The 19,095-nt window shown below is 54.9% G+C and carries 17 protein-coding genes; 6 read left to right on the top strand and 11 right to left on the bottom strand.

Annotated features, from left to right (window positions below; genetic code table 11):
- Positions 1–20 precede the first annotated feature (20 nt).
- The gene (locus E5336_RS05505; protein ID WP_168353568.1) at positions 21–1,052 is read left to right on the top strand and encodes an Rpn family recombination-promoting nuclease/putative transposase; all 1,032 of its coding nucleotides are present in this window, start codon (positions 21–23) and stop codon (positions 1,050–1,052) included.
- Between the two features lie 48 nt (positions 1,053–1,100).
- On the opposite strand, the gene E5336_RS05500 is transcribed toward E5336_RS05505, so the two are convergent.
- The 7 genes from E5336_RS05500 to E5336_RS05470 are packed head-to-tail and all read right to left on the bottom strand — an operon-like array spanning position 1,101 to position 6,406.
- The gene (locus E5336_RS05500) at positions 1,101–2,186 is read right to left on the bottom strand and encodes an MraY family glycosyltransferase (RefSeq protein WP_135980076.1); all 1,086 of its coding nucleotides are present in this window, start codon (positions 2,184–2,186) and stop codon (positions 1,101–1,103) included.
- Entirely contained in the window at positions 2,186–3,115 is a 930-nt protein-coding gene (locus E5336_RS05495) for a rod shape-determining protein (protein ID WP_135980075.1), read from the bottom strand. Before E5336_RS05495 ends, E5336_RS05500 begins: the two co-directional genes overlap by 1 nt.
- Position 3,116: 1 nt before the next feature.
- Positions 3,117–3,326 (bottom strand): DUF1146 family protein, encoded by a 210-nt coding sequence (locus E5336_RS05490; protein ID WP_135980074.1) that lies wholly within the window; start codon positions 3,324–3,326, stop codon positions 3,117–3,119.
- 12 nt (positions 3,327–3,338) lie between these two features.
- Positions 3,339–4,169: a 4-(cytidine 5'-diphospho)-2-C-methyl-D-erythritol kinase gene (ispE, locus tag E5336_RS05485; RefSeq protein ID WP_168353567.1), complete on the bottom strand. Its 831-nt coding sequence runs from the start codon at positions 4,167–4,169 to the stop codon at positions 3,339–3,341.
- Complete coding sequence (rsmA, locus tag E5336_RS05480; protein ID WP_135980072.1) at positions 4,129–5,010, bottom strand: 16S rRNA (adenine(1518)-N(6)/adenine(1519)-N(6))-dimethyltransferase RsmA; 882 nt, start codon at positions 5,008–5,010, stop codon at positions 4,129–4,131. Before rsmA ends, ispE begins: the two co-directional genes overlap by 41 nt.
- Positions 5,007–5,540 carry a ribonuclease M5 gene (gene rnmV, locus E5336_RS05475; protein ID WP_135980071.1) on the bottom strand — a complete coding sequence of 178 codons (534 nt, stop codon included), beginning with the start codon at positions 5,538–5,540 and terminating at the stop codon, positions 5,007–5,009. The genes rsmA and rnmV overlap by 4 nt, the downstream gene beginning before the upstream one ends.
- Positions 5,537–6,406 (bottom strand): YitT family protein, encoded by an 870-nt coding sequence (locus tag E5336_RS05470; RefSeq protein WP_135980070.1) that lies wholly within the window; start codon positions 6,404–6,406, stop codon positions 5,537–5,539. Before E5336_RS05470 ends, rnmV begins: the two co-directional genes overlap by 4 nt.
- 108 nt (positions 6,407–6,514) lie before the next feature.
- Between E5336_RS05470 and deoD the strand changes: the two genes are divergently transcribed.
- From deoD to rho, 5 genes are all read left to right on the top strand, one after another.
- The gene (gene deoD, locus E5336_RS05465; RefSeq protein WP_135980069.1) at positions 6,515–7,228 is read left to right on the top strand and encodes a purine-nucleoside phosphorylase; all 714 of its coding nucleotides are present in this window, start codon (positions 6,515–6,517) and stop codon (positions 7,226–7,228) included.
- A gap of 106 nt (positions 7,229–7,334) precedes the next feature.
- The gene (locus tag E5336_RS05460; protein ID WP_135980068.1) at positions 7,335–9,797 is read left to right on the top strand and encodes a PD-(D/E)XK nuclease family protein; all 2,463 of its coding nucleotides are present in this window, start codon (positions 7,335–7,337) and stop codon (positions 9,795–9,797) included.
- Positions 9,794–12,952, top strand: a complete 3,159-nt coding sequence (locus tag E5336_RS05455) for a UvrD-helicase domain-containing protein (protein WP_135980067.1) — start codon at positions 9,794–9,796, stop codon at positions 12,950–12,952. Before E5336_RS05460 ends, E5336_RS05455 begins: the two co-directional genes overlap by 4 nt.
- Before the next feature lie 59 nt (positions 12,953–13,011).
- Positions 13,012–14,346 (top strand): NCS2 family permease, encoded by a 1,335-nt coding sequence (locus tag E5336_RS05450; protein WP_135980066.1) that lies wholly within the window; start codon positions 13,012–13,014, stop codon positions 14,344–14,346.
- An 83-nt stretch (positions 14,347–14,429) separates the two neighbouring features.
- A complete protein-coding gene (rho, locus tag E5336_RS05445) occupies positions 14,430–15,842 on the top strand; it encodes a transcription termination factor Rho (protein ID WP_277820793.1) in 1,413 nt (470 codons plus the stop codon).
- 18 nt (positions 15,843–15,860) lie between these two features.
- Here rho and E5336_RS05440 read toward each other — a convergent pair whose 3' ends face one another.
- The 4 genes from E5336_RS05440 to proB all read right to left on the bottom strand — a co-directional run bounded on the left by E5336_RS05440 (position 15,861) and on the right by proB (position 19,088).
- Entirely contained in the window at positions 15,861–16,478 is a 618-nt protein-coding gene (locus E5336_RS05440; RefSeq protein WP_135980065.1) for a cytidylate kinase-like family protein, read from the bottom strand.
- A 153-nt stretch (positions 16,479–16,631) separates the two neighbouring features.
- Positions 16,632–16,934 (bottom strand): hypothetical protein, encoded by a 303-nt coding sequence (locus E5336_RS05435; RefSeq protein ID WP_135980064.1) that lies wholly within the window; start codon positions 16,932–16,934, stop codon positions 16,632–16,634.
- An 88-nt stretch (positions 16,935–17,022) separates the two neighbouring features.
- Positions 17,023–18,273 (bottom strand): glutamate-5-semialdehyde dehydrogenase, encoded by a 1,251-nt coding sequence (locus E5336_RS05430; protein WP_135980063.1) that lies wholly within the window; start codon positions 18,271–18,273, stop codon positions 17,023–17,025.
- Positions 18,270–19,088, bottom strand: coding sequence for a glutamate 5-kinase (gene proB / locus E5336_RS05425; RefSeq protein ID WP_135980062.1), 819 nt, complete (start codon positions 19,086–19,088; stop codon positions 18,270–18,272). The genes E5336_RS05430 and proB overlap by 4 nt, the downstream gene beginning before the upstream one ends.
- Positions 19,089–19,095: the final 7 nt, after the last annotated feature.

The following is a 19,095-nucleotide window of genomic DNA, read 5'->3' as shown; positions in this document are numbered from 1 at the left end:
GAAAGGAATTTCATTCATTTATGTCAAACAAGGATATTTCCCAAAAGGCCCTTCTGCGCGTTCCGACCGTTCTGGCCTCCTTGATCAACCTTCTGCTTTACGACAACAAACCCGTCATTCAGCCTTCGCAAATCCGCTATCTTTCGATTTCCCAGCCCTTTTTGCTCGATAAGCGATTTCATCCCCTGTACCACGACGTATGCGTTCTCGTAATGGGTTCCAAAAACAACCGGCCTTTTATTTTTTGTATCGAAAACCAGACAAAGGCGGACCGGATGATGCCCATTCGCTGTTTTTGCTACATGGGCGCCGTCTTCTTATGGCAAATGCGCCAAATCAAAGCGACCAAGCGAAAAAAAGATCCTGTCATTCCATTGACGCACCTCATTCCCTGCGTTTTGTTCACATTCCACTATGACCGCTTCGCCTGGCAACCAAAATCTTTCGCCCAGCTGTTTCATTTTGACGCCTATCCCGACTTGAAACCATTTCTGTTCGATTATAAAATGAATATAGAAAACATCTCGTGCTGGAGTCGTGAAAAGATCGAGTCCATTTCCAGTGATTTCCGCATTATCGCGGATTATTGCGCGCAAATGCGTCAGTCTCACGGGAAACAATATATTCCACCGACCCACTGGAAAATAGAATACATCGAAGAAACCTTGATGACGTTAGCCGCCTTGTCAAACGACAAAGAGATGAAAAAGGCGTTTTACGAGTATTTAGAACAATTTCAACCAGACGATTCGAAAGGAGAACAAACCATGGCAAGTGTAATCAACAATATCATTCAAAAAGGTAAAGCCGAAGGCAGACGAGAGGCCGAAAAACAATGGTACAAAGAAAAAAACGCTTTGAACAAGGAAAAAATCGCTTTGAACAAAGAAAGAAATGCTTTGAAAACCGAAAATGGCGAAATGATCTCCACGTTTGTGATCATCGCCCAAAAACTCATGCTCAACCACGGTCTTTCCGCCAGGCAAGCGTGCGATCAGCTTGGCTACTCCGCCAACATCCGCAAAAAGGTGTTGCCCTTTCTTATAAGCTAACAAAAAAAGGAGATCCGATTTTTCTGATTCATCGGTATTCTCCTTTTTCTATTTTTCCATTTTCTTTTTATGGCGGTTGCTTTTCATTCTCTCCATCATCCGCTCCATTCGATGCCACAATCCAAGCATCGGGTGGAACTTCACGGAAATCATCGCCGACTTCTCGATAAACAGCTCTACGAAAAACAGCAAAATCAAAATGGTCAAAAATCCCAAATTGCGATTGATCATGTACACATAGGCGCTCAAGCCAAACAACGCCGTCATCGAGCACATGATGATCACCGTGTTGCGGTGGCCGAACTGATTCATCAGCAAATGATGCAAGTGGCTCTTATCCGCCTGCGAAAACTTCATTCCCTTCAACGTTCGCCGCAAAATCGCCGACAACGTGTCCACGATCGGCAGCATCAGTAGCAGGATCGGCAGCGCCAGCGTCAAAATCGTGCTCGATTTAAACCCCATCAGCGAAATCGCGGAAATCATGAACCCCAAAAACAACGAGCCGCAATCCCCCATGAAAATACTCGCCGGATGCGAATTGTACACCAGAAACCCCAAAGTGCTTCCCGCCAAAATAAACGCCAGCGCGATGATATCGGGACGCCGTTCAATGAGCGCCAGACAACCGGTCACCACAAAAATGATCACGCTCATGCCGCCCGCCAGGCCATCCAGCCCGTCAATCAGGTTCACCGCGTTCGTAATGCCCGCGATCCAAAGGATCGTAAACAAAAACGAAATCAGGCCAAAATTGATTTGGATCCCAAACGGCAGACGAATCACATCCACCTGCACGCCATAATAAATCAGCACAAGCGCCGCGACCACCTCAAAAAACAGCTTGACGACCGGCTTAATATCAATCAAATCATCCACCAAGCCGGTAAAAAACATGATCGAACCGCCAGCCAAAATGCCGGTAATCGCCCGATCCGCCTTCATGTACACCGCCATCGTGATCATAAACGCCAAATAAATCGCCACGCCGCCAATGCGGGAGATCTTGCCATGATGGACCGTTCTCTTATTTTCCTTCGCATATGTTTTGGCCGCCACCGAATACCATTTCACCAAAGGGGTGATCCCCAGGGAAATCAAAAACGGCAGCACCATTACCTTCAATTCATTCACTACGCCAGCTCCTTTATTGTCTTGAGCATATCATATTCCGGGTCCTTCGAACAAATCACAGGACATTGCAGCTCCTTCGACAACAATTTGGAAAGGCCAAACAGCTCCGCCAGTCCGCCATGCAGGTCCACGCCCCGGCTGGCAATCTTTTCTTGAGCCGGCAAAGAAACCGTTTCAAACAACGACTTCGCCCACCAGGCGATTTGATTTTCCACCTCAAGAAAACACGGCCACAAATCCGAACCCCGCACCTGAATCTTCACATAGTTTTGATAGCGGTCAAACGCCGCCGCGCTCAACGTCGCGTTTTTGCGCTCCTGCAACAACGACGAAGCCGTCAGCATCATCGCGTTGGCGTCCTCGCTCGAAATGAGACAATTCGTCTTTTTTGCCACCAGCGTCTGAATCGCCTCGCCCACCTGCCGGCCCGCGAATGGAATCGACTTGCGAATGACGCAGCGCCCCTCCACAAAAATCGCCATCTCGCAAACCGAGTGTCCGACATGGATCACAAAGCGGGTGTCCCCAAACGACTCGTACACATCGACCAGCGTCACGAACCTCACTTTTTTCACCCCTTCGCTTTGCAGGATTTCCTGCCACTTCTCCCGCTCCGTTTCCGGCAAGGAAAACGGAACGTACACCAGCAAGCTTGGCTTGAGCAAATGCTCATGGGCGCCAATGCGCTGCAGCCCCTCATGCACCAGCACCCGCAAGTCATGAAGCAAATACCCGTCATCCACCGGATAATGCACCTGGCAGCGCCGCGGATCCCGATACACAAACGACAACGCCTCTTTTCCCACTTTCTCCACGCGCCCTTCGCAAACCCCATAGCACGCCGGAAAACGAACGAGCTCGTCGCCCCGCACATCGTACAGCCGAAACGTGTGCGCTCCCACATCGAGCACATACCATCTCTCAAACATGTCAGCCACCAAACCCGTTGTAAATCGTCAGCTCCAAAATCGCCTGCGACGCCACATACGCCAGCGACAACGACAACAAAAACAACAGGACCACCACTTTCCGCGGCTCGCGCACCTTCATGAACTTCTGAAACTCAATCGCCGAACACGCGTAAAAGCTCACGCCAAAACACACAAGAAAGATCACGAACTTCAAAACCGAATACGACATCTTCCATCCCCCTTATCCAACCTGGACGATTTCCACAAACGGATACTTCGTCCGCAAGCTTTTGGCCGCCCGCTCCAAAACGGACTTGTCCCTGGAAAAGCCCATCACCGCCGAGCCGGACCCCGTCATGCGCGCCAAAGCGACACCCTGCGCCAGCAAATCCTGCCGGACTTGCTCCACCGCCGGCACAAGCTCGATGGCAGGCGCCTCCAACGCGTTGCATACCGACGCCATCAGCGCGTCCAAATCGTTTCGCTCCACCGCCGCCTGCGTTCGATCCACATCCATACGCGTCTGGACGCCCTCGTCCCAGCGCGCGAACGCCTGCGGCGTCGAAACGCCTTGCGCCGGCTTCACCAGCACGATAAAAAACCGCCAGTCCGACTCGATCGGGACGACCCGCTCGCCTATGCCTTGCACGCGGGCCCACCGGCTCAGCAGGCAAAACGGCACATCCGCCCCCACCTTCGCGCCCAGCTCCATCAGCCGCTCCAGCGACACATCCAGCCCCTCCAGCTCGACAATCGCCTTCATGACGGCCGCCGCGTCCGCGCTGCCCCCCGCCAGTCCCGCCTGTTCGGGAATCCGCTTGACGACCCGCACAAAAAAACGCGTCGAAAATCCGAACTGTTCCCGCATCACGTCAATCGCCTTGCGCACCGTGTTCGCTTCCGGAACGTCCATTCCCACGAATTCCACCACGTCCCGGGCGGCCGGCTCGATTTCCACTTCGTCAAACAAGGAAACCGGCGCCATGATCATATCCAAATCGTGATAGCCCCGCGCGTCGACGCCCAAAACGTCAAGCGCAATGTTTACCTTTGCAGGCGCGTATCGTTTCATAATTCTCCTCATACAAACGGATAAAATCCTCCAGCTCGAGCTCCTGCGCGCGCACGCTTGGCTCCAGCCCCGATTTTTCCAGCATCGACTTCGCGGCTTCCTTGTCGGCCAGCCACGCTTGCAAATTATTGTAAAGCGTCTTTCTGCGCTGGGCGAAACACGCTTTTACCATCTCGAAAAACAAATCCTCGTCCGCGACCGGCTCGCGATCCACGAACGTGAACTGAATCACCATCGAATCCACGTTCGGCTTTGGCATGAACACGTGCCGCGAAACATCCATCACCTTTTTCACCCGGCACCGGTACGCCGTGATGACGCTTAGCGCGTTGTACGCCTTGTCCGAATGCCGCGCCAGAAAGCGCTCCCCCACTTCCTTCTGGAGCATGACCGTGATCGTGTCCGGATGCTCCCTGGCCTCGAACAGCTTAAACAAAATCGGCGTCGTGATATAGTAGGGCAAATTCGAAACAAAATCCACCCGCTGTCCGGGTTTGCGCCGCGCCCTGATTTCCGCGTCGATATCCGCCTCCAGAAAATCCTGAAGCAAAATCTCCAAATGGTCGCTTCCGATTTCCGCCCGCAAAATATCCGGCAGCCGCTCGTCGATCTCAAACGCCACGACATGCTCGCTTTTCTCGCACAAAAACTGCGTCAAAGCCCCGATTCCCGGTCCGACCTCGATCACCAGATCGTTTGGCGACGCGATAGCCGCGTCCGCAATTTTTTCCACGACTTTCGGCTCGATAATAAAGTTTTGCCCAAACGCCTTTTTGGCATGAACATCGTACTGCGCCTGGATCCGTCTTGTGTTTTTGATCGTCGCGATCGCCTCGTTCATAGTTTTTCCTCCAAAATTTCCAAAAGGTCTTCTTTCGTCACGTTCATCTCGTTCAGCCGCCGGAAACACGTCTTCGCGTTGCACGGCCCGATCCCGAGCCGTTCGCACACGCCATGGCGAAGCGCTTTGTTTCCCACAAAGCCAAAGTCGATAAAATCAGACCACGCCAGCGACTCGTTGTGCTCGATAAACGTCACCCGCTGTTCAAGCGCCCGCCACAGATCTTCCTTGCGCGCGTGCTCCACGCCCACCTTTTTCGTCGTCCGCGCCTTCTCCTTTGGAATGAACGCGTGCTTGGCTTGCGGAACAGCCGCCTTGATTTGCCGGCGGATGTGCTCGCCAGGCGAGTCCGGATCCGTAAACACGATCACGCCCCGCTCCTGCTGCGCTTTTTTGATTCGCTCCAGCGTTTGCGCCGACAGCTGGTCGCCGCCCGTCTCGATCGTGTCGCAGTCGAAATACGCCCGCAGCGTGCTGGAATCGTGCTTGCCTTCGACAACGATCATTTCCTTGATTTTTTGTTTTGTCATTGGACGAGCCCCCGGCTGAATCCCTCGCCATGCACCGAGTGCACGTTGTTGACGATCATAAACGCGTGCGGGTCGATCGCGTTCACGAGCCGCTCAAGCTCCGGATACTGCTGCTGCATGATCACGCACATCACCACCGGCCGAAACTCCTCTTTGTAGCCGCCCTTGGCTTCCAGCAGCGTCACCCCGCGATCCAGCGCCTCCATCAACTCGTGACGAATCGCGGACCACTGGTCGGAAATGATCATGACGTTCATCGCCGCCTGCGAGCCAAGCATAATCATCCGGTTGATCATCACGCCCGAAACGACGACCGAAAGCACCCCGACCAGCGCGTCCTGCAAGCCGTACGTGTACAAGCCAAGCAAAACCGTCAAAATGTCGATGATCATGACGCTCTTTCCTTCATTCAGCTTTAAATACTTGTGCACGAGCAACGCCAAAATATCCATACCGCCCGTGCTCGCGTCCACGCGGAACACCAAACCGAGCCCGACCCCCATGCCGACGCCCGCGAAACCCGACGCGATGATGGGATCCAGCGCGAACGTACCGGCCGGAAACAGTGTCACCGTCCAGGAGAACAACGTGATCAGCATCGGATAAATAATCGAAGACAAAATCGTTTTCAGCGCGAACCGCTTTCCTAAAAAAATCGCGCCGACGACAAACAAGCCGATCGTCAACCCGTCAATGACCCAAACCGGGTCGATCGGAAACACCGGCTGCAACGCGACGGCCACACCGGCCACGCCGCCCGACAAAATGTTGTTGGGCAGCACAAGATACGCCACCGAGGCGGCGAGAATAATATTCCCGATTACAATATAAATAAGCTGTTTCACGGGACTGACTTTTTTTTCCATGATGCAAGACTTCCTTTACCTCAAAATTATAACACCAAACCGGCATGGGTCACGAAAAATTGCATTCCGTCAGCGCTTCCATTATGCTAGAGGAAAAAGGAGGTTTTTATGGGAACACCACACAATGAAGCCGCCAAAGGGGAAATCGCCCGCGTCGTTTTGATGCCCGGCGATCCATTGCGCGCCCGCCACATCGCCCAAACGTATTTGCAGGACATCCAGCCGTTCAACACCATCCGCGGCATGCTCGGATTCACCGGCACCTACAAAGGCGTGCCAGTCTCGGTCATGGGCAGCGGCATGGGCATTCCAAGCATTGGCATTTATTCGTACGAGCTCTTCACCACCTACGACGTGGACGTCATCATCCGCATCGGCTCCTGCGGGGCCTACGCACCCGAGCGCCACGTTTTCGATGTCGTACTCGCCGACTCCGCGTACAGCGAATCGACCTACGCCCTGACGATGTCCGGGGACGAAAACATGATCCAGTTTCCCGCGATGGACGTCAACGCCTGCATTTTGGACCAGGCTCTGGCGCTGGGCATCCGCGTCGATCCAATCCGCTTTCATTCCAGCGACGTTTTTTACAACGGCATCGAGCAGCCCAAAGCCGACGCGATCGCTCTGGGCTGCCAAATCGTCGAAATGGAAAGCTTCGGCTTGTTTCACAACGCGAACGTCTGCGGCAAAAAAGCGGCCTGCCTGTGCACGGTTTCCGACTCGTTTGTGTACGAGGACGAAATCGCCACCCCGCAGCAGCGCGAGCAAAATTTCGACGCCATGATGCGGCTCGCCCTGGAAAGCGCCATCGCGCTTTGACGCCAAACAAGTCCATCCGGACTTGTTTTTTGGTTTTTCCATCCATAAAATTATGGTAAAATAAACAAAAAGTTCAGAAATAATAGAAAAAGAAAGGAGGGATTGGATGATCCAGATCCCTGACGAGTCGATCTTGCTCGCGCCCGGCGCCTTGCACCTGAGCTTGTACGACATGGTGCACCGTCAAAAAGGAAACTGTCTAAACATTCAGATCTTTTCCGTCGAAACGTATATCCGCACTTTGCTGCCGCAAGCCGGGCCAAGCGAAATCGAAACGCTTTACGCCTGCCAGGCGGCTTTACGCGCCTTGCCGGAAACGAACTCGTTTTCCGCCTCGCGCGCCGACCTCGACTTTCTCAAAGCGTGCCTGCGCTTTTTAAAGCTGGCGGCCTTGTACGGCATCGAGCGCTTTCCCGAAACGACCCGGAAAGAGCGCGACTTAAACGAAGTGCTTACACTTCTTGGCCCGGTGCCTCTTGGCGTGCCGACCCGCGCCGACCTGGAAGCCATCGACGTTCCGTACACGAAAATCTTCATTTTGCCAACCGAGTGGACTTTCGAACAGTCCTACTGGATCGACTTTCTGCTCGCGCATGGCGCCCGCCTGCTCGAAAACGAAACAAAATCCGAACCGCCCGTCTACTTGTCGTGCGCCAACGCCCGCAAGCAAATGGAAATCGTGGCCGACCGGATTCTCGAACGCCGCCTGCCGGCGACAGACGTGTTCGTGGCGCTCGCCGATCCCGGCGACCAGGAGGTGCTCGCGCAAATCTTCGACGCCCACCGCATTCCGTACACCTTGCTGCGCCAGCCGCAAACCACGACGGTTCCCGACCGGTTTCTGGCCGGATTGCGCTATTTGCGCCAGCCGGACAAGGAAACGTACCTCGCCTTGATCCAGGCGCTCTATCCCGAGGAAAGCGCCCCTGTCGTCCGGTATTTGAACCATTTCGACGGCATCGAGCTGGACGCCATCCCATACGAGGACAACGCGCTCATCAGCGAGCGGCGCTATTTGACGTGGCAGCAGGAAGAGCTGGACGCCAAGGCGTGGATGGAAAGCCACCGGGCGCTGCAAGCGTGGACCCGACACGACGTGGAAGCGCTCGCCGCCGAGATCCAGGCCACCATTCCCGAGCCAACCGAGGAGGATTTGAACGCGTTTGACACAATCGTGCAAAACTACGCTTCCATCGCCAGCCAAATCGAAACCGGCGACGATTTCTCCCTGTTCATCCAGTTTCTAGAGCGAGCCTCGTTCGCCCAAACCGCCCAGTCGCTTTCGGGCGTGCTAGTCGGCACCCGGCAGGAAATCAGTCCGCTGCGGCCGACGACGTTCTTTCTGGGCGCCCACGCCAAGGTGTTTCCGGCTTTGTCCATGTATAGCGGCATCTTTGATGAAAGCTTTTTGGCCCACACGACGTTTCCGCCGTTAAAAGAGCGCCTCAACAAGCAGCGGCAAGCCATCTTTTCCACTTTGGGGGCTTGCGCCGAGCTCACGATCATCGTCCCGCAGTCCGACTACGCCGGCAAATCGCTGGAAGCGAGCGCCGAGCTGGAGTCCTGGGTCGCCAAACGGCCAACCTTCGTCAACATTCCGGACGTGTTCGCGACGACGGTTCCCGGTTTTGACCTCGATCCCGGGCAGGCCCAGTCCTTGTTTTTTAAAAACGGCCGCCACACGACGACGTTTTCCAAGGTGAGCACGTTCGAGCAATGCCCGCTGCGCTACTATTTGCGCTACGGTCTGGCGTTGAACCGGCCCAAAACCCAGGACGACATCCGGGTGGACGGCAGCTTGCTTTCGCGCGTGCTTCAGCGCGCCCGCACACTGCGCAACGCGACGTTCGCCGAACTGACCCGCGACCAGATCCGTTCGCTAGTCGCCGAGGAGTTCGCGTTCGCCAAAAAAATCTTTCCGTCGCGGACGGCGGCTTTCGACAGTTTGATCGTCGAATACGGCGCGCGCATTCACGATTTGATTTCGACGCTGGAAATTTTCGAGGACCGGCTCCATCTTGCCTTGCTCAACAAGGAATACGAGCTGGATCAGGGCTTTGGCTGGAAAGACGTGAGCGTGGAAATGAAAGGGCCGATCGAAAAGTACGACCCGATGAAAGTGTCGTTTCTTGTCGTCGATCCCGCGCTTGAGGAAGCCGGCATCTTCGACGACAAAGGCGGACTGGGGGTGTTCGACTTGTCCCTCAAGCAGCACGCCGTGCCGCAAAGCGCGTTCAAAGTCAACTACCGCACGACCCAGCCCGACGCCATTGAAATGAGCGAAACGCAAAAAAACGACGAGGTATCCTTGCAGCGGTTCGTGGACGGATGGGCCGTGCAGGACCTGCCGCCCGCCGCGCAAGACCCGCTGCTGGAAAAAGTGCTCAAAAAGGTGCCCACATACACCGAAAAAGAAGAAAAGATGCAGTCTAAAGTCGAGCAGGCGCTCGAGCGTCTGGCGCAAGGCGACATCTTGCCGGTGCATGAAAAAAGCGCCTGCGTGTATTGTCCATACAAAATCATTTGCCGCAACGGCGCCTCGACCAAGGAGAAAGGAGAACGCGCATGATTCAATTTTCCGACCAGCAGCAAAAAACGATTGATTCCCGGGGAAAAAACGTTGTCGTTTCCGCCAGCGCGGGCTCGGGCAAAACGTCGGTTCTTGTCGAACGGCTTTCCCGGCTCGTCATCGAGGACCGAATTTCGATCGACACGATTTTGGCGATGACCTTTACCGAGGACGCGGCGGCAGAAATGAAAGCCCGGCTCAAATCCCGCCTGTCGGCCCAGGAGCCAAGCCCTTATGTGCTTGACCAGCTCGCCCTGCTCGAGCAGGCCGACATTTCCACCATCGACAGTTTCTGCTATAAAATCGTGCAAACCTACTACTACAAAATCCCAATCTCGTACACGATGTCGCAACGCGTCGACAACGGGACGTATCAAAAACAAGCGTTTGAAACCGCCATGCGGCGCGCGATGGCCGACACCGATCCTGTCGCGATGGCGAAGCTGCGGCTGTACTTTCACGCGTTCCACAGCGACGACGACGTTTGGATGGACGCTGTCCGCCGCTTTTTGGCGTTCGCTAACGCCAAACCCGATCCCGGCGCCTGGATGCGCGGCTGTCTGAAGCCCAACGAGGCGCTGGAGCCATGGTTCTTTCAGTTTTTCAAGGAACGCGCCGAAGCGATGGCGGACATGGCCGAGGAAATGCTGGAAACCGTGCGCGACATGGAGTTTTCCCGCGCCAAGACCCAGGCCGACAACGAGGAGCTGTTCGCCTCCAAAGCGCGTCTGCTTCGCCGCTGCCTCCAGGATCTGGACAACATGGACTACCCGGCGTTCCGCGTCCATATGATCGACGCCATCGAAAACACGAAGCGTTTTCCAAAGTCGGTCAACAAGCACAGTTTCAAAGACATCGCGGACGAGTACAAGCAAATGGAAACCGAAATCGTCGACCACTTGTTCAGCCTGGAGCGCTTTGCCAGCGACGAGGCGCGCCAAGCTGAAACGGCCGCTTTGTTCGTCGAGCTTTGCGTGCGGGTGCACGCCAATTTCCAGGAGGAAAAAAAAGCGCTGGAAATTTTGGACTTCAACGACATGGAGCATTTCGCCTACGCCCTGCTGCAGGATCCTCTTATTCAGGAGGAAGTTCGCAACAAATACGCCGTCATCCTCGTGGACGAGTTTCAAGACACCAACGAGTTGCAGGAAAGCATCATCGCCTGCATCGAGCGAGGCGACAACGTGTTCCGGGTTGGCGACATGAAACAGTCGATTTACGGGTTCCGGCAGGCGAAGCCTTCCATCATGCTCGGCCATATGAAAAAACAGGACGAGCGCCACGAGACGCTGATCCTGGGGGAAAACTACCGTTCGTCCGCTTCGATTGTCGCCTTTAACAACGACTTTTACGAACGCATCATGAACACGTCGTTTCTGACGCCGCAGTTTTTCGCCGAGGACGTCGCCAAAGTCGGGACCGACCGCCAAAAACAAATCGCGCAGCATCCGGTTCGCTTTTTATTCACCCAGTACGAAGACTGGGCGATCGACCAGGGCGTGTCCAAAATCGAAGCTAAAAAAACGCACCGGCTGCACCGGGCGGATTTGATCGCCAACGACATTCTCAAGCACCACGCCAAAGGCATTCCGTTTCGCTCCATGTGCGTCTTGACACGCACCCATGGCACCCACGAGTTTTTAAAAGAAAGCCTCGAGGCGTACGGCATTCCGGTTCTGGCGGAAATCAACCACGGTTTTTACACCAACCACGCCGTCCAAATCATCATGGCTTGCCTGGAGGCAATGCTCGATCCCGACCAGGACATCGCGCTGACTGGGGCGCTTTGCTCTCCGTTGTGCGGCGTGAGCCAGTCGCAAATCGCGGCGTATGGCGCCAGCCGGGATCCGGACGCGTCGCTGTATTCGGTCATCAAGGACAAATCGTTTATGGGCGCGTTCCACGAGCTTCAAACCTTGTTGGGATTGCCGGTGCCCGCGCTGCTCCGGCACGTATACAACCGCAACCAGTTTTACTACCAGTACACCAACGCGCAAGACAAGACCAATCTCGACTTGCTGCTGGAAAAAGCGGTTCAGTTCCGCGACCCGCGCAACCTCACGGCGTTTTTGGCGGAAATCCGCGAGGAAGCCGATCTGGACCGGACAAGCGAGGCGTATCCGTACGGCAAGGAGGAGGATGTCGTCAAAATCAAGACGATGCACCACTCCAAAGGGCTTCAGTTTCCGATCGTCTACATCCTCTCCCAGCAGGAAAGCCGCGACATGGACGCCTCTTCGCCTATGCTTTTTGACGAGCAGCTCGGCATCGCGATGCGTTCATTAAGCGAAAACGGCCGGCTCAGCCGCCCGTCGCGGGCGACGATCGCCTTCAAAACCAAAAAGTTCCACGACGAGCTCGCCGAGGAAATGCGGGTGCTTTATGTCGCCACAACCCGCGCCGAGCAGGAGCTTGTGATCGTGGACGCGATCAAGTCGCTGGACATGTACCGCTATCCGCTCAACGCCAGAGCTCTGCTGCAAAAACGCAGCTATACAAGCTGGCTGCTTCACACGTACTTAAACGAGCCAAGCGCCTTGTTCGTGCTGGACGAGGTCAAAGAGCTGTACACCCGCCAGGCCGTCAAAAAAAAGAAGCGGTACAAACCCGCTTTCCACTACTATGAAGGACCGCGTGAAAAAATCGAGTCGCAAACCGCCTCGCGGGCCAAGCAGGAACGGCGATGGAAGCCTGTGTCGCTCAAGGAAAACACCCGGACCGTGCGCGGTACGCTGCTGCACGCCGTCGTCGCCACCTTGCCGTATCCGTACGAGCGAGAAGCGATGGAGCGTCTGGCCAAAGAGCGCGGGGAAACCCTTTCGCCGCTGGATGTCGAACAAATCCTGGCGCTTAACGAAAACGCCGACTACGCCCGCTGGATGGCGTGCCGCCACGAGTTTGAGTGCGCCTACTCGGTGATGGAGCAGGGCCGGATCACGCACGGGTTCATGGATCTTGTCGTGTTCGCCGAAACCGAAACGATTATTGTCGATTTCAAGAGCGACTACGTCGCTTCGGCCAACGAGTTAAAAAAACAATACACCCCGCAGCTTGGCGTGTACAAGCACGCGATGCGGCTCATTGACGCCGACCGCCCGGTCCGCACGTTTATTTATTCGTTCTACTTAAAAAATATGTGTGAATTATGTGAGTAAACATTTGAATAATCTGTCTTTCTATATTACAATAAACCACATAGTGAAAAGGAGATTTTATGAATAGCTTAAACAAATTTTTCAAGCTTGAAGAAAAACACACGAATGTGAAGACCGAGCTTCTCGCCGGTCTGACGACGTTCCTGGCGATGGCGTACATTCTGGGCGTCAACCCGAGTGTTCTGGGCGACGCAGGCATGAACGTGCCTTCCGTGTTCATGGCCACGGCGCTTTCGGCGGCGTTTGGTTCGATCCTCATGGGGCTGTTAGCCAACTATCCGGTTGCTTTGGCGGCCGGTATGGGCGTCAACGCGTTGTTTGCATATACGATTTGCGGCCAGATGGGAATGAGCTGGCAGGCGGCTTTGGCGGCTGTCTTCCTGAGCGGTTTGATCTTTGTCGTGATCTCGGTGACGGGCATCCGCAAGCTGATCATCGACTCGATCCCTGTCCAGCTGAAGCTGGCGATCGGCGCGGGAATCGGTTTCTTTATCGCTTTTGTCGGTTTTAAAAACTCGGGCATCATCGTAGCCAACGAATCGACTTTCGTCGGCATGGGAAATTTCACGGATCCAACAGTTTTGCTGGCGATCCTTGGCATTCTCGTCACGATCGCGCTCGTCGTGAAAAAAGTGCCGGCCGCGGTGTTCGTGGGCATGGTCATCACGGCGATCGTGGGCATCATCTGCGGCGCGTTTGGCATCGACGGCATGCCGGCTTTGCCTACGGACTGGAGCTTAAACTTTGAGATGGACGCCGCGGGTGCCTTCGTGGGTGGCTTTGGCGAATTGTTCGCCAATCCGATGAACGCGGTCATGATCATCTTCTCGTTCCTGTTTGTCGATTTCTTCGATACGGCGGGTACGTTGGTGGCGATTGGAAACGAAATCGGCCTGGTGAACTCGAAAGGCGAGCTGGAAGGCGCGGAACAGGCGCTGCTCGCGGACTCGATCGCGACGGTTTTTGGCGCGGCGATCGGTACTTCGACTGTAACAAGCTTCGTGGAATCGACTTCCGGTGTCGGTGTCGGCGGCCGGACAGGCTTGACGGCGATCACGACGGGCGTGTTGTTCGCGTTGTCGATTTTCATTTCTCCAATTTTGCTTTCCGCGATCACGAACGCCGTTACGGCGCCAGCGCTGATCGTCGTGGGCGTCATGATGGCGCAGCAGCTTCGGGGCATCGAATGGGAAAACATGATTTACGCGATTTCGACGTTCATCACGGTGATCTCGATGATCCTGACGTACTCGATTTCCAACGGTATCGCGTTTGGCTTCATCGCGTACGCGATCTCGATGCTGGCGGCTGGTAAAGCGAAAAAAGTGCATCCGACGGTGTGGGTTTTGCTCGTCATCTTCGTTTTGTATTTCGCGACGCCGTATTTTATGTAATAAATCACAACTTTGGCGGTCTAGGGTTTTCTAAACCGCCTTTTTTTCGTTATAATAAAAGACAGTAAAAGGAGGATCTATCCTTGATTCAAATAGAAGGAATTTTGGAAACATTCCACCAGGGTTTCGGTTTTATCCGAACCGAGCGGGACGGGGATGTTTTCGTAGACAGCGCGTTTATCAGCGCTTACGATTTAAAAAATAATGATTTCATTATCGGAGAAGCCGAAAAAGACCGCGAGGGACGCTCCGAATTTATTTTAAAAAAGATCACATCCGTCAACCGGATCCATGTCGAGGAAATCGACATCGCCAAAGTGCAGCGCGAGCTTCAGGAAAAGAAAAACCGCGAACGGGCGGGCGCGAGCGGCATTTTGGAAGTCATGGAAAAAGGCTTCGGCTTTTTAAGACAGGAAAACTACTTGTCCGGCGATGACGACGTGTATGTATCGGAATCAAAAATCAAAGCGCTCAAGCTGCGCACCGGGGACTCCATCGAAGGGGTCGCCTCGCCCAAGCACGGGCAAAGCGCGCGGGCGCTCGAAAGCGTGGACAAAGTCAACGGCCACACCATCAAAGAATGCCTGAGCCGCAAACGGTTCGACCAGCTCACGCCGATTTTTCCAAACCGCAAGCTGAAAATGGAAACCGTCAAAGCCAACTACGCCGGACGTATCGTGGATTTGTTCGCGCCCATTGGCTGCGGCCAGCGCGGCATGATCGTCGCGCCGCCCAAAGCCGGAAAGACGACGCTGCTGGAAATGTTCGCGCAGTCGATTCTGAAAAACCACAAAGACGTGTACTTGATCGTGCTGCTCATCGACGAGCGCCCCGAGGAAGTCACCGCCTTCAAGGAAATGGTTATCGAGGCGGCCGGTGAAAACAAAGACCACGTCGAAGTCGTCTACTCGACTTTCGACGAGCAGCCCATGCACCACAAACGCGTCGCGGAAATGGCGCTCGCCCGCGCCAAGTCGCTCGTGGAGTTTGGCGAAGACGTCGTCATCCTGCTTGATTCCATCACGCGTCTGTCGCGCGCCTACAACTTGATTGTCCCATCCACCGGCAAAGTGCTTTCCGGCGGTTTGGATCCCAACGCCTTGTACGGTCCCAAACGTCTGTTTGGCGCCGCCCGCAACTTGCGGGAAGGCGGCTCGCTGACCGTGATTGCCAGCGCGCTGGTCGAAACGGGCAGCCGTATGGACGAGATGATTTTCGAGGAATTCAAAGGAACTGGCAACATGGAGCTGTATTTGGACCGGACGCTGGCCGAGCGCCGCGTGTATCCGGCCATCAACATCCAGCGCTCCTCCACCCGTCACGACGATTTGCTGCTGAGCAAGGAGGCGTACGACATCGAAGAGCTGATCCGCCGGGAATGGTTTGGTTCCAACAACACCATCGAAGACACGCTCACGGTCTTAAAAGCGATGAGCACGACCCGTTCGAACAGCGTCTTGTGCAAAGCGCTGCTCGAATCCAAAAAGAAAGCCTAGAAAAAAAGCGCAGAGTCCTCATCCCTGCGCTTTCGCTTTTTCCTCAAACACGCCCACAAGCAAGTCGACGGCTTCCTCGGGCGTTTTTTTCGATGTATTGATCAAGACGTCGAAATCTGCCAGGTCGCCCCATTTGCGATGGGTAAAATACTCATAAAACCGCGCCCGTTTGCGATCCGTGTCCAGCACCTCTTTGCGGGCCCGCCCCGCCGGAACGTGGTATTCTTCAATGACGCGCCGCACCCGGTCCTCCAAATCTCCATAGCAGTACACCGAAATGATTCCCGGCTCGTGGCGCAAAATATAATTCGCGCAGCGGCCGACCAAAACCATGCTTTCGTTTTTCGCCAGCTCTTCCATAATGGTGCGCGCCGTGTCGTACGCCTTCGTCGAAAGGCTCAGCTCCGTCAAATACTTGACGCCGTAGTTCATCCGGCCGCTCAAGGAAAACTGTCCCGCGTCGTTCAAATTCTCATCGGTAAAAAACATCTTCGAAACCCCAAGCTGCTCCGCGGTTTGTTCCAGAATTTCCTTGTCGTAATACGCGATGTGCAGACGCTGGGCCAAACGGCGCCCGATTTCTCTTCCATAGGAGCCGTATTCACGAGAAATTGTCACTACTATTTTTTTATCCATAATCTTTCCTCTAAAATCATTGTATTATTAATCCAATTTTATCATATCTTCTATAGCAATTTTCGAGAAAATCAAGGTTTTTTCCAAATTTTCCAAATTATTCCACGAAAAAAGGACGCGACCGCGATCCCGTCCCCGTTTTTCTTTGTCAAATTACGCTTGAGCCATCGCCTGCGCGTACGTGCGGCGTTCCGGACTCAAATTGTCCACATAATAGCGAATCGTGAGCGCTCCCGCCACCTTCGTGCGGATCTTCGGTTCCACGATGTATCCATCGCCTTCCAGCATGGCAGCCACCATCGCCTTGCAGCAGCTGCTCAGGTTTTTAACCCCCGGCTCGCATTCGTTCATAAAGTCTTTGGCGTTCAGCTCAATGTACAGCCACATCTTGTCATGCGCCTCCTGCTTCTGCTCTAAAATGCGGGTCGCGTATTGCTCCTGTGTCCATTTTTCCATGGTGCTTCCTCCCTTTCCGGTTTATCATACAAAGTTTTTTTCCATTTGGCAAATCTGCCCGAAACCTACGCGTTTGGAACCGGTTTCGTCACGGACGCACTTGTCCGCTGCCCAATATGATGAATTTCGTCGTCGTCAAAGCGAGCAGTCCCATCGGGCCGCGGGCATGCAGCTTTTGCGTGCTGATCCCGATCTCTGCCCCATATCCGAACTCGAATCCATCCGTAAACCGCGTCGACGCGTTGACATAGACGCACGCCGCGTCGACTTCCTTTAAAAACTGCTGCGCATGGGCGTAGTCGTTGGTCAAAATGGCTTCCGAATGCCCGGTATTGTACGTGTTGATATGCTCGATGGCCTCGTCCACGCTGCCCACGGTCTTGATGGACAACTTCAGCGCCAGGTATTCCGTCCCCCAGTCCGCCTCGCTGGCCAAGGCGATCGAAGGATCCGCCGCGACGATCGTGTCGTCCCCGACCATCTCGACTTGCTTGTTTCGCAGCGCCAACGCCAAATCCGGCAGCAAGGCGTCCACGATGTTTCGATGCACGACGAGCGATTCCACCGCGTTGCACACCCCGACCCGCTGCGTTTTCGCATTCAAAATAATGGCGACCGCCTGCTCGAGATCGGCGCTTTCATCCACAAAAATATGGCAGTTGCCCGTGCCCGTTTCAATGACCGGCACCGTGCTGTTTTCCACGACCGAGCGAATCAGCCCCGCCCCGCCTCGCGGAATAAGCACATCCAAATACCGGTTTTGCTTCATGAGCTCGATCGTCGCCTCGCGCGACAAATCTTCCACAAGCAGCAAGCAGTCCGGCTCGATCCCGCACGCCTCCAGCGAAGCGCGAATCGACGCCACGATCGCCTGAATCGAATGGATCGCGTCCCGGCCGCCTTTCAAAATCACCGCGTTGCCCGTTTTAAAGCACAAGCCAAACGCGTCGGCCGTCACGTTGGGCCGCGCCTCGTAAATGATGCCCACGACCCCGAGCGGCACCCGCGTTTGGCCAATGAGCAAGCCATTAGGCCGCTTCTTCATGCCGGTCACCTCGCCAATCGGATCGTCGAGCTTCGCGATTTGCGTCAACCCCTCCGCCATGGCCTCGATTCGTCCCGCATCCAAATACAGCCGGTCCAGCAAGCCATCTGGCATCCCGTTGGCCCGGCCGTTGGCCATATCCTGCGCGTTGGCCGCCAAAATCTCCGCCTTGTTGGCGACCAGATCGTTGGCGACGCGGCACAACGTCTCGTTTTTCAAATTCGTTGGCAGCTTCGCCACCACTTTTTTCGCCTGGCAGGCCCTCTGGCCCAAAGCCTCGATCGTTGTTGTCATCGTGTTTGTCCCCCTCTAAATAACGTTCCTTTGTCCTGCCCGTCCATCAATTCGTGGATAATATGAAAATCGCGGCCATTGGCGATAATCATATCGCATCCGTTTTCAAAGCAAATCCGGGCGGCTTCCAGTTTTGTCGCCATGCCTCCCGTGCCTACGTTCGAGCCGCTTGAGCCTTTCGCCATTTCGAAATACTCGCGATCGAGCTCCTCGACGACCCGGATCAACGTCGCGTCGGGATCCTGGTTTGGATCGTTCGTGAACAGGCCGTCGATATCCGAAAGCAAAATCAGCAAATCCGCGTCCACCAGCGCCGCCACCGTGGCGCTTAGCGTGTCGTTGTCGCCAAACTCGATTTCCTCCGTCGCGACCGTGTCGTTCTCGTTAACGATTGGAATGACGTTGAGCTTTAGCAGCTCGTTGAGCGTGTTGCGCGCATTGCGCCGCGAACGGGCGTGCGACGTCGTGTAGTTGGTGAGCAGCACCTGGGCCGCCGTCTGGTTGTATTCGTTGAACAGCTTTTGGTAAATCATCATCAGCTTCGCCTGCCCGATCGAAGCGCACGCCTGCTTGAGGGCGAGATCCTGCGGCTTGCTTTGGAAGCCCAGCAGCCGCGACCCCACCATGATCGCCCCCGACGACACCAGAATAACTTCCTTGCCCTGGTTGAGCAAGTCGCTCAGCTCCCGCACAAGCACCTCGATTTTAATCAAATCCAAATGCCCGGTTTGCGGATGCATCAGCGAGGACGAGCCGATTTTGATCACGATTCGCTGCTTCCTTTTTAGTTCCTGTCTTGCGGTTTCATTTCCCATCCATGTT

The organism is Dubosiella muris (assembly GCF_004793885.1).
Lineage (GTDB): Bacteria > Bacillota_I > Bacilli_A > Erysipelotrichales > Erysipelotrichaceae > Dubosiella > Dubosiella muris.
Note: the sequence above shows the minus strand (reverse complement) of the source record. Positions and strands in the feature narration are given on the sequence as shown.

Excerpts from the sequence above, each read along its gene's own strand:
- E5336_RS05505 (WP_168353568.1), top strand. The coding sequence starts at position 21 with ATGTCAAACAAGGATATTTCCCAAAAGGCCCTTCTGCGCGTTCCGACC.
- E5336_RS05495 (WP_135980075.1), bottom strand. The coding sequence starts at position 3,115 with ATGTTTGAGAGATGGTATGTGCTCGATGTGGGAGCGCACACGTTTCGG.
- E5336_RS05490 (WP_135980074.1), bottom strand. The coding sequence starts at position 3,326 with ATGTCGTATTCGGTTTTGAAGTTCGTGATCTTTCTTGTGTGTTTTGGC.
- ispE (WP_168353567.1), bottom strand. The coding sequence starts at position 4,169 with ATGAAACGATACGCGCCTGCAAAGGTAAACATTGCGCTTGACGTTTTG.
- rsmA (WP_135980072.1), bottom strand. The coding sequence starts at position 5,010 with ATGAACGAGGCGATCGCGACGATCAAAAACACAAGACGGATCCAGGCG.
- rnmV (WP_135980071.1), bottom strand. The coding sequence starts at position 5,540 with ATGACAAAACAAAAAATCAAGGAAATGATCGTTGTCGAAGGCAAGCAC.
- E5336_RS05470 (WP_135980070.1), bottom strand. The coding sequence starts at position 6,406 with ATGGAAAAAAAAGTCAGTCCCGTGAAACAGCTTATTTATATTGTAATC.
- deoD (WP_135980069.1), top strand. The coding sequence starts at position 6,515 with ATGGGAACACCACACAATGAAGCCGCCAAAGGGGAAATCGCCCGCGTC.
- E5336_RS05460 (WP_135980068.1), top strand. The coding sequence starts at position 7,335 with ATGATCCAGATCCCTGACGAGTCGATCTTGCTCGCGCCCGGCGCCTTG.
- E5336_RS05455 (WP_135980067.1), top strand. The coding sequence starts at position 9,794 with ATGATTCAATTTTCCGACCAGCAGCAAAAAACGATTGATTCCCGGGGA.
- E5336_RS05450 (WP_135980066.1), top strand. The coding sequence starts at position 13,012 with ATGAATAGCTTAAACAAATTTTTCAAGCTTGAAGAAAAACACACGAAT.
- E5336_RS05440 (WP_135980065.1), bottom strand. The coding sequence starts at position 16,478 with ATGGATAAAAAAATAGTAGTGACAATTTCTCGTGAATACGGCTCCTAT.
- E5336_RS05435 (WP_135980064.1), bottom strand. The coding sequence starts at position 16,934 with ATGGAAAAATGGACACAGGAGCAATACGCGACCCGCATTTTAGAGCAG.
- E5336_RS05430 (WP_135980063.1), bottom strand. The coding sequence starts at position 18,273 with ATGACAACAACGATCGAGGCTTTGGGCCAGAGGGCCTGCCAGGCGAAA.
- proB (WP_135980062.1), bottom strand. The coding sequence starts at position 19,088 with ATGGGAAATGAAACCGCAAGACAGGAACTAAAAAGGAAGCAGCGAATC.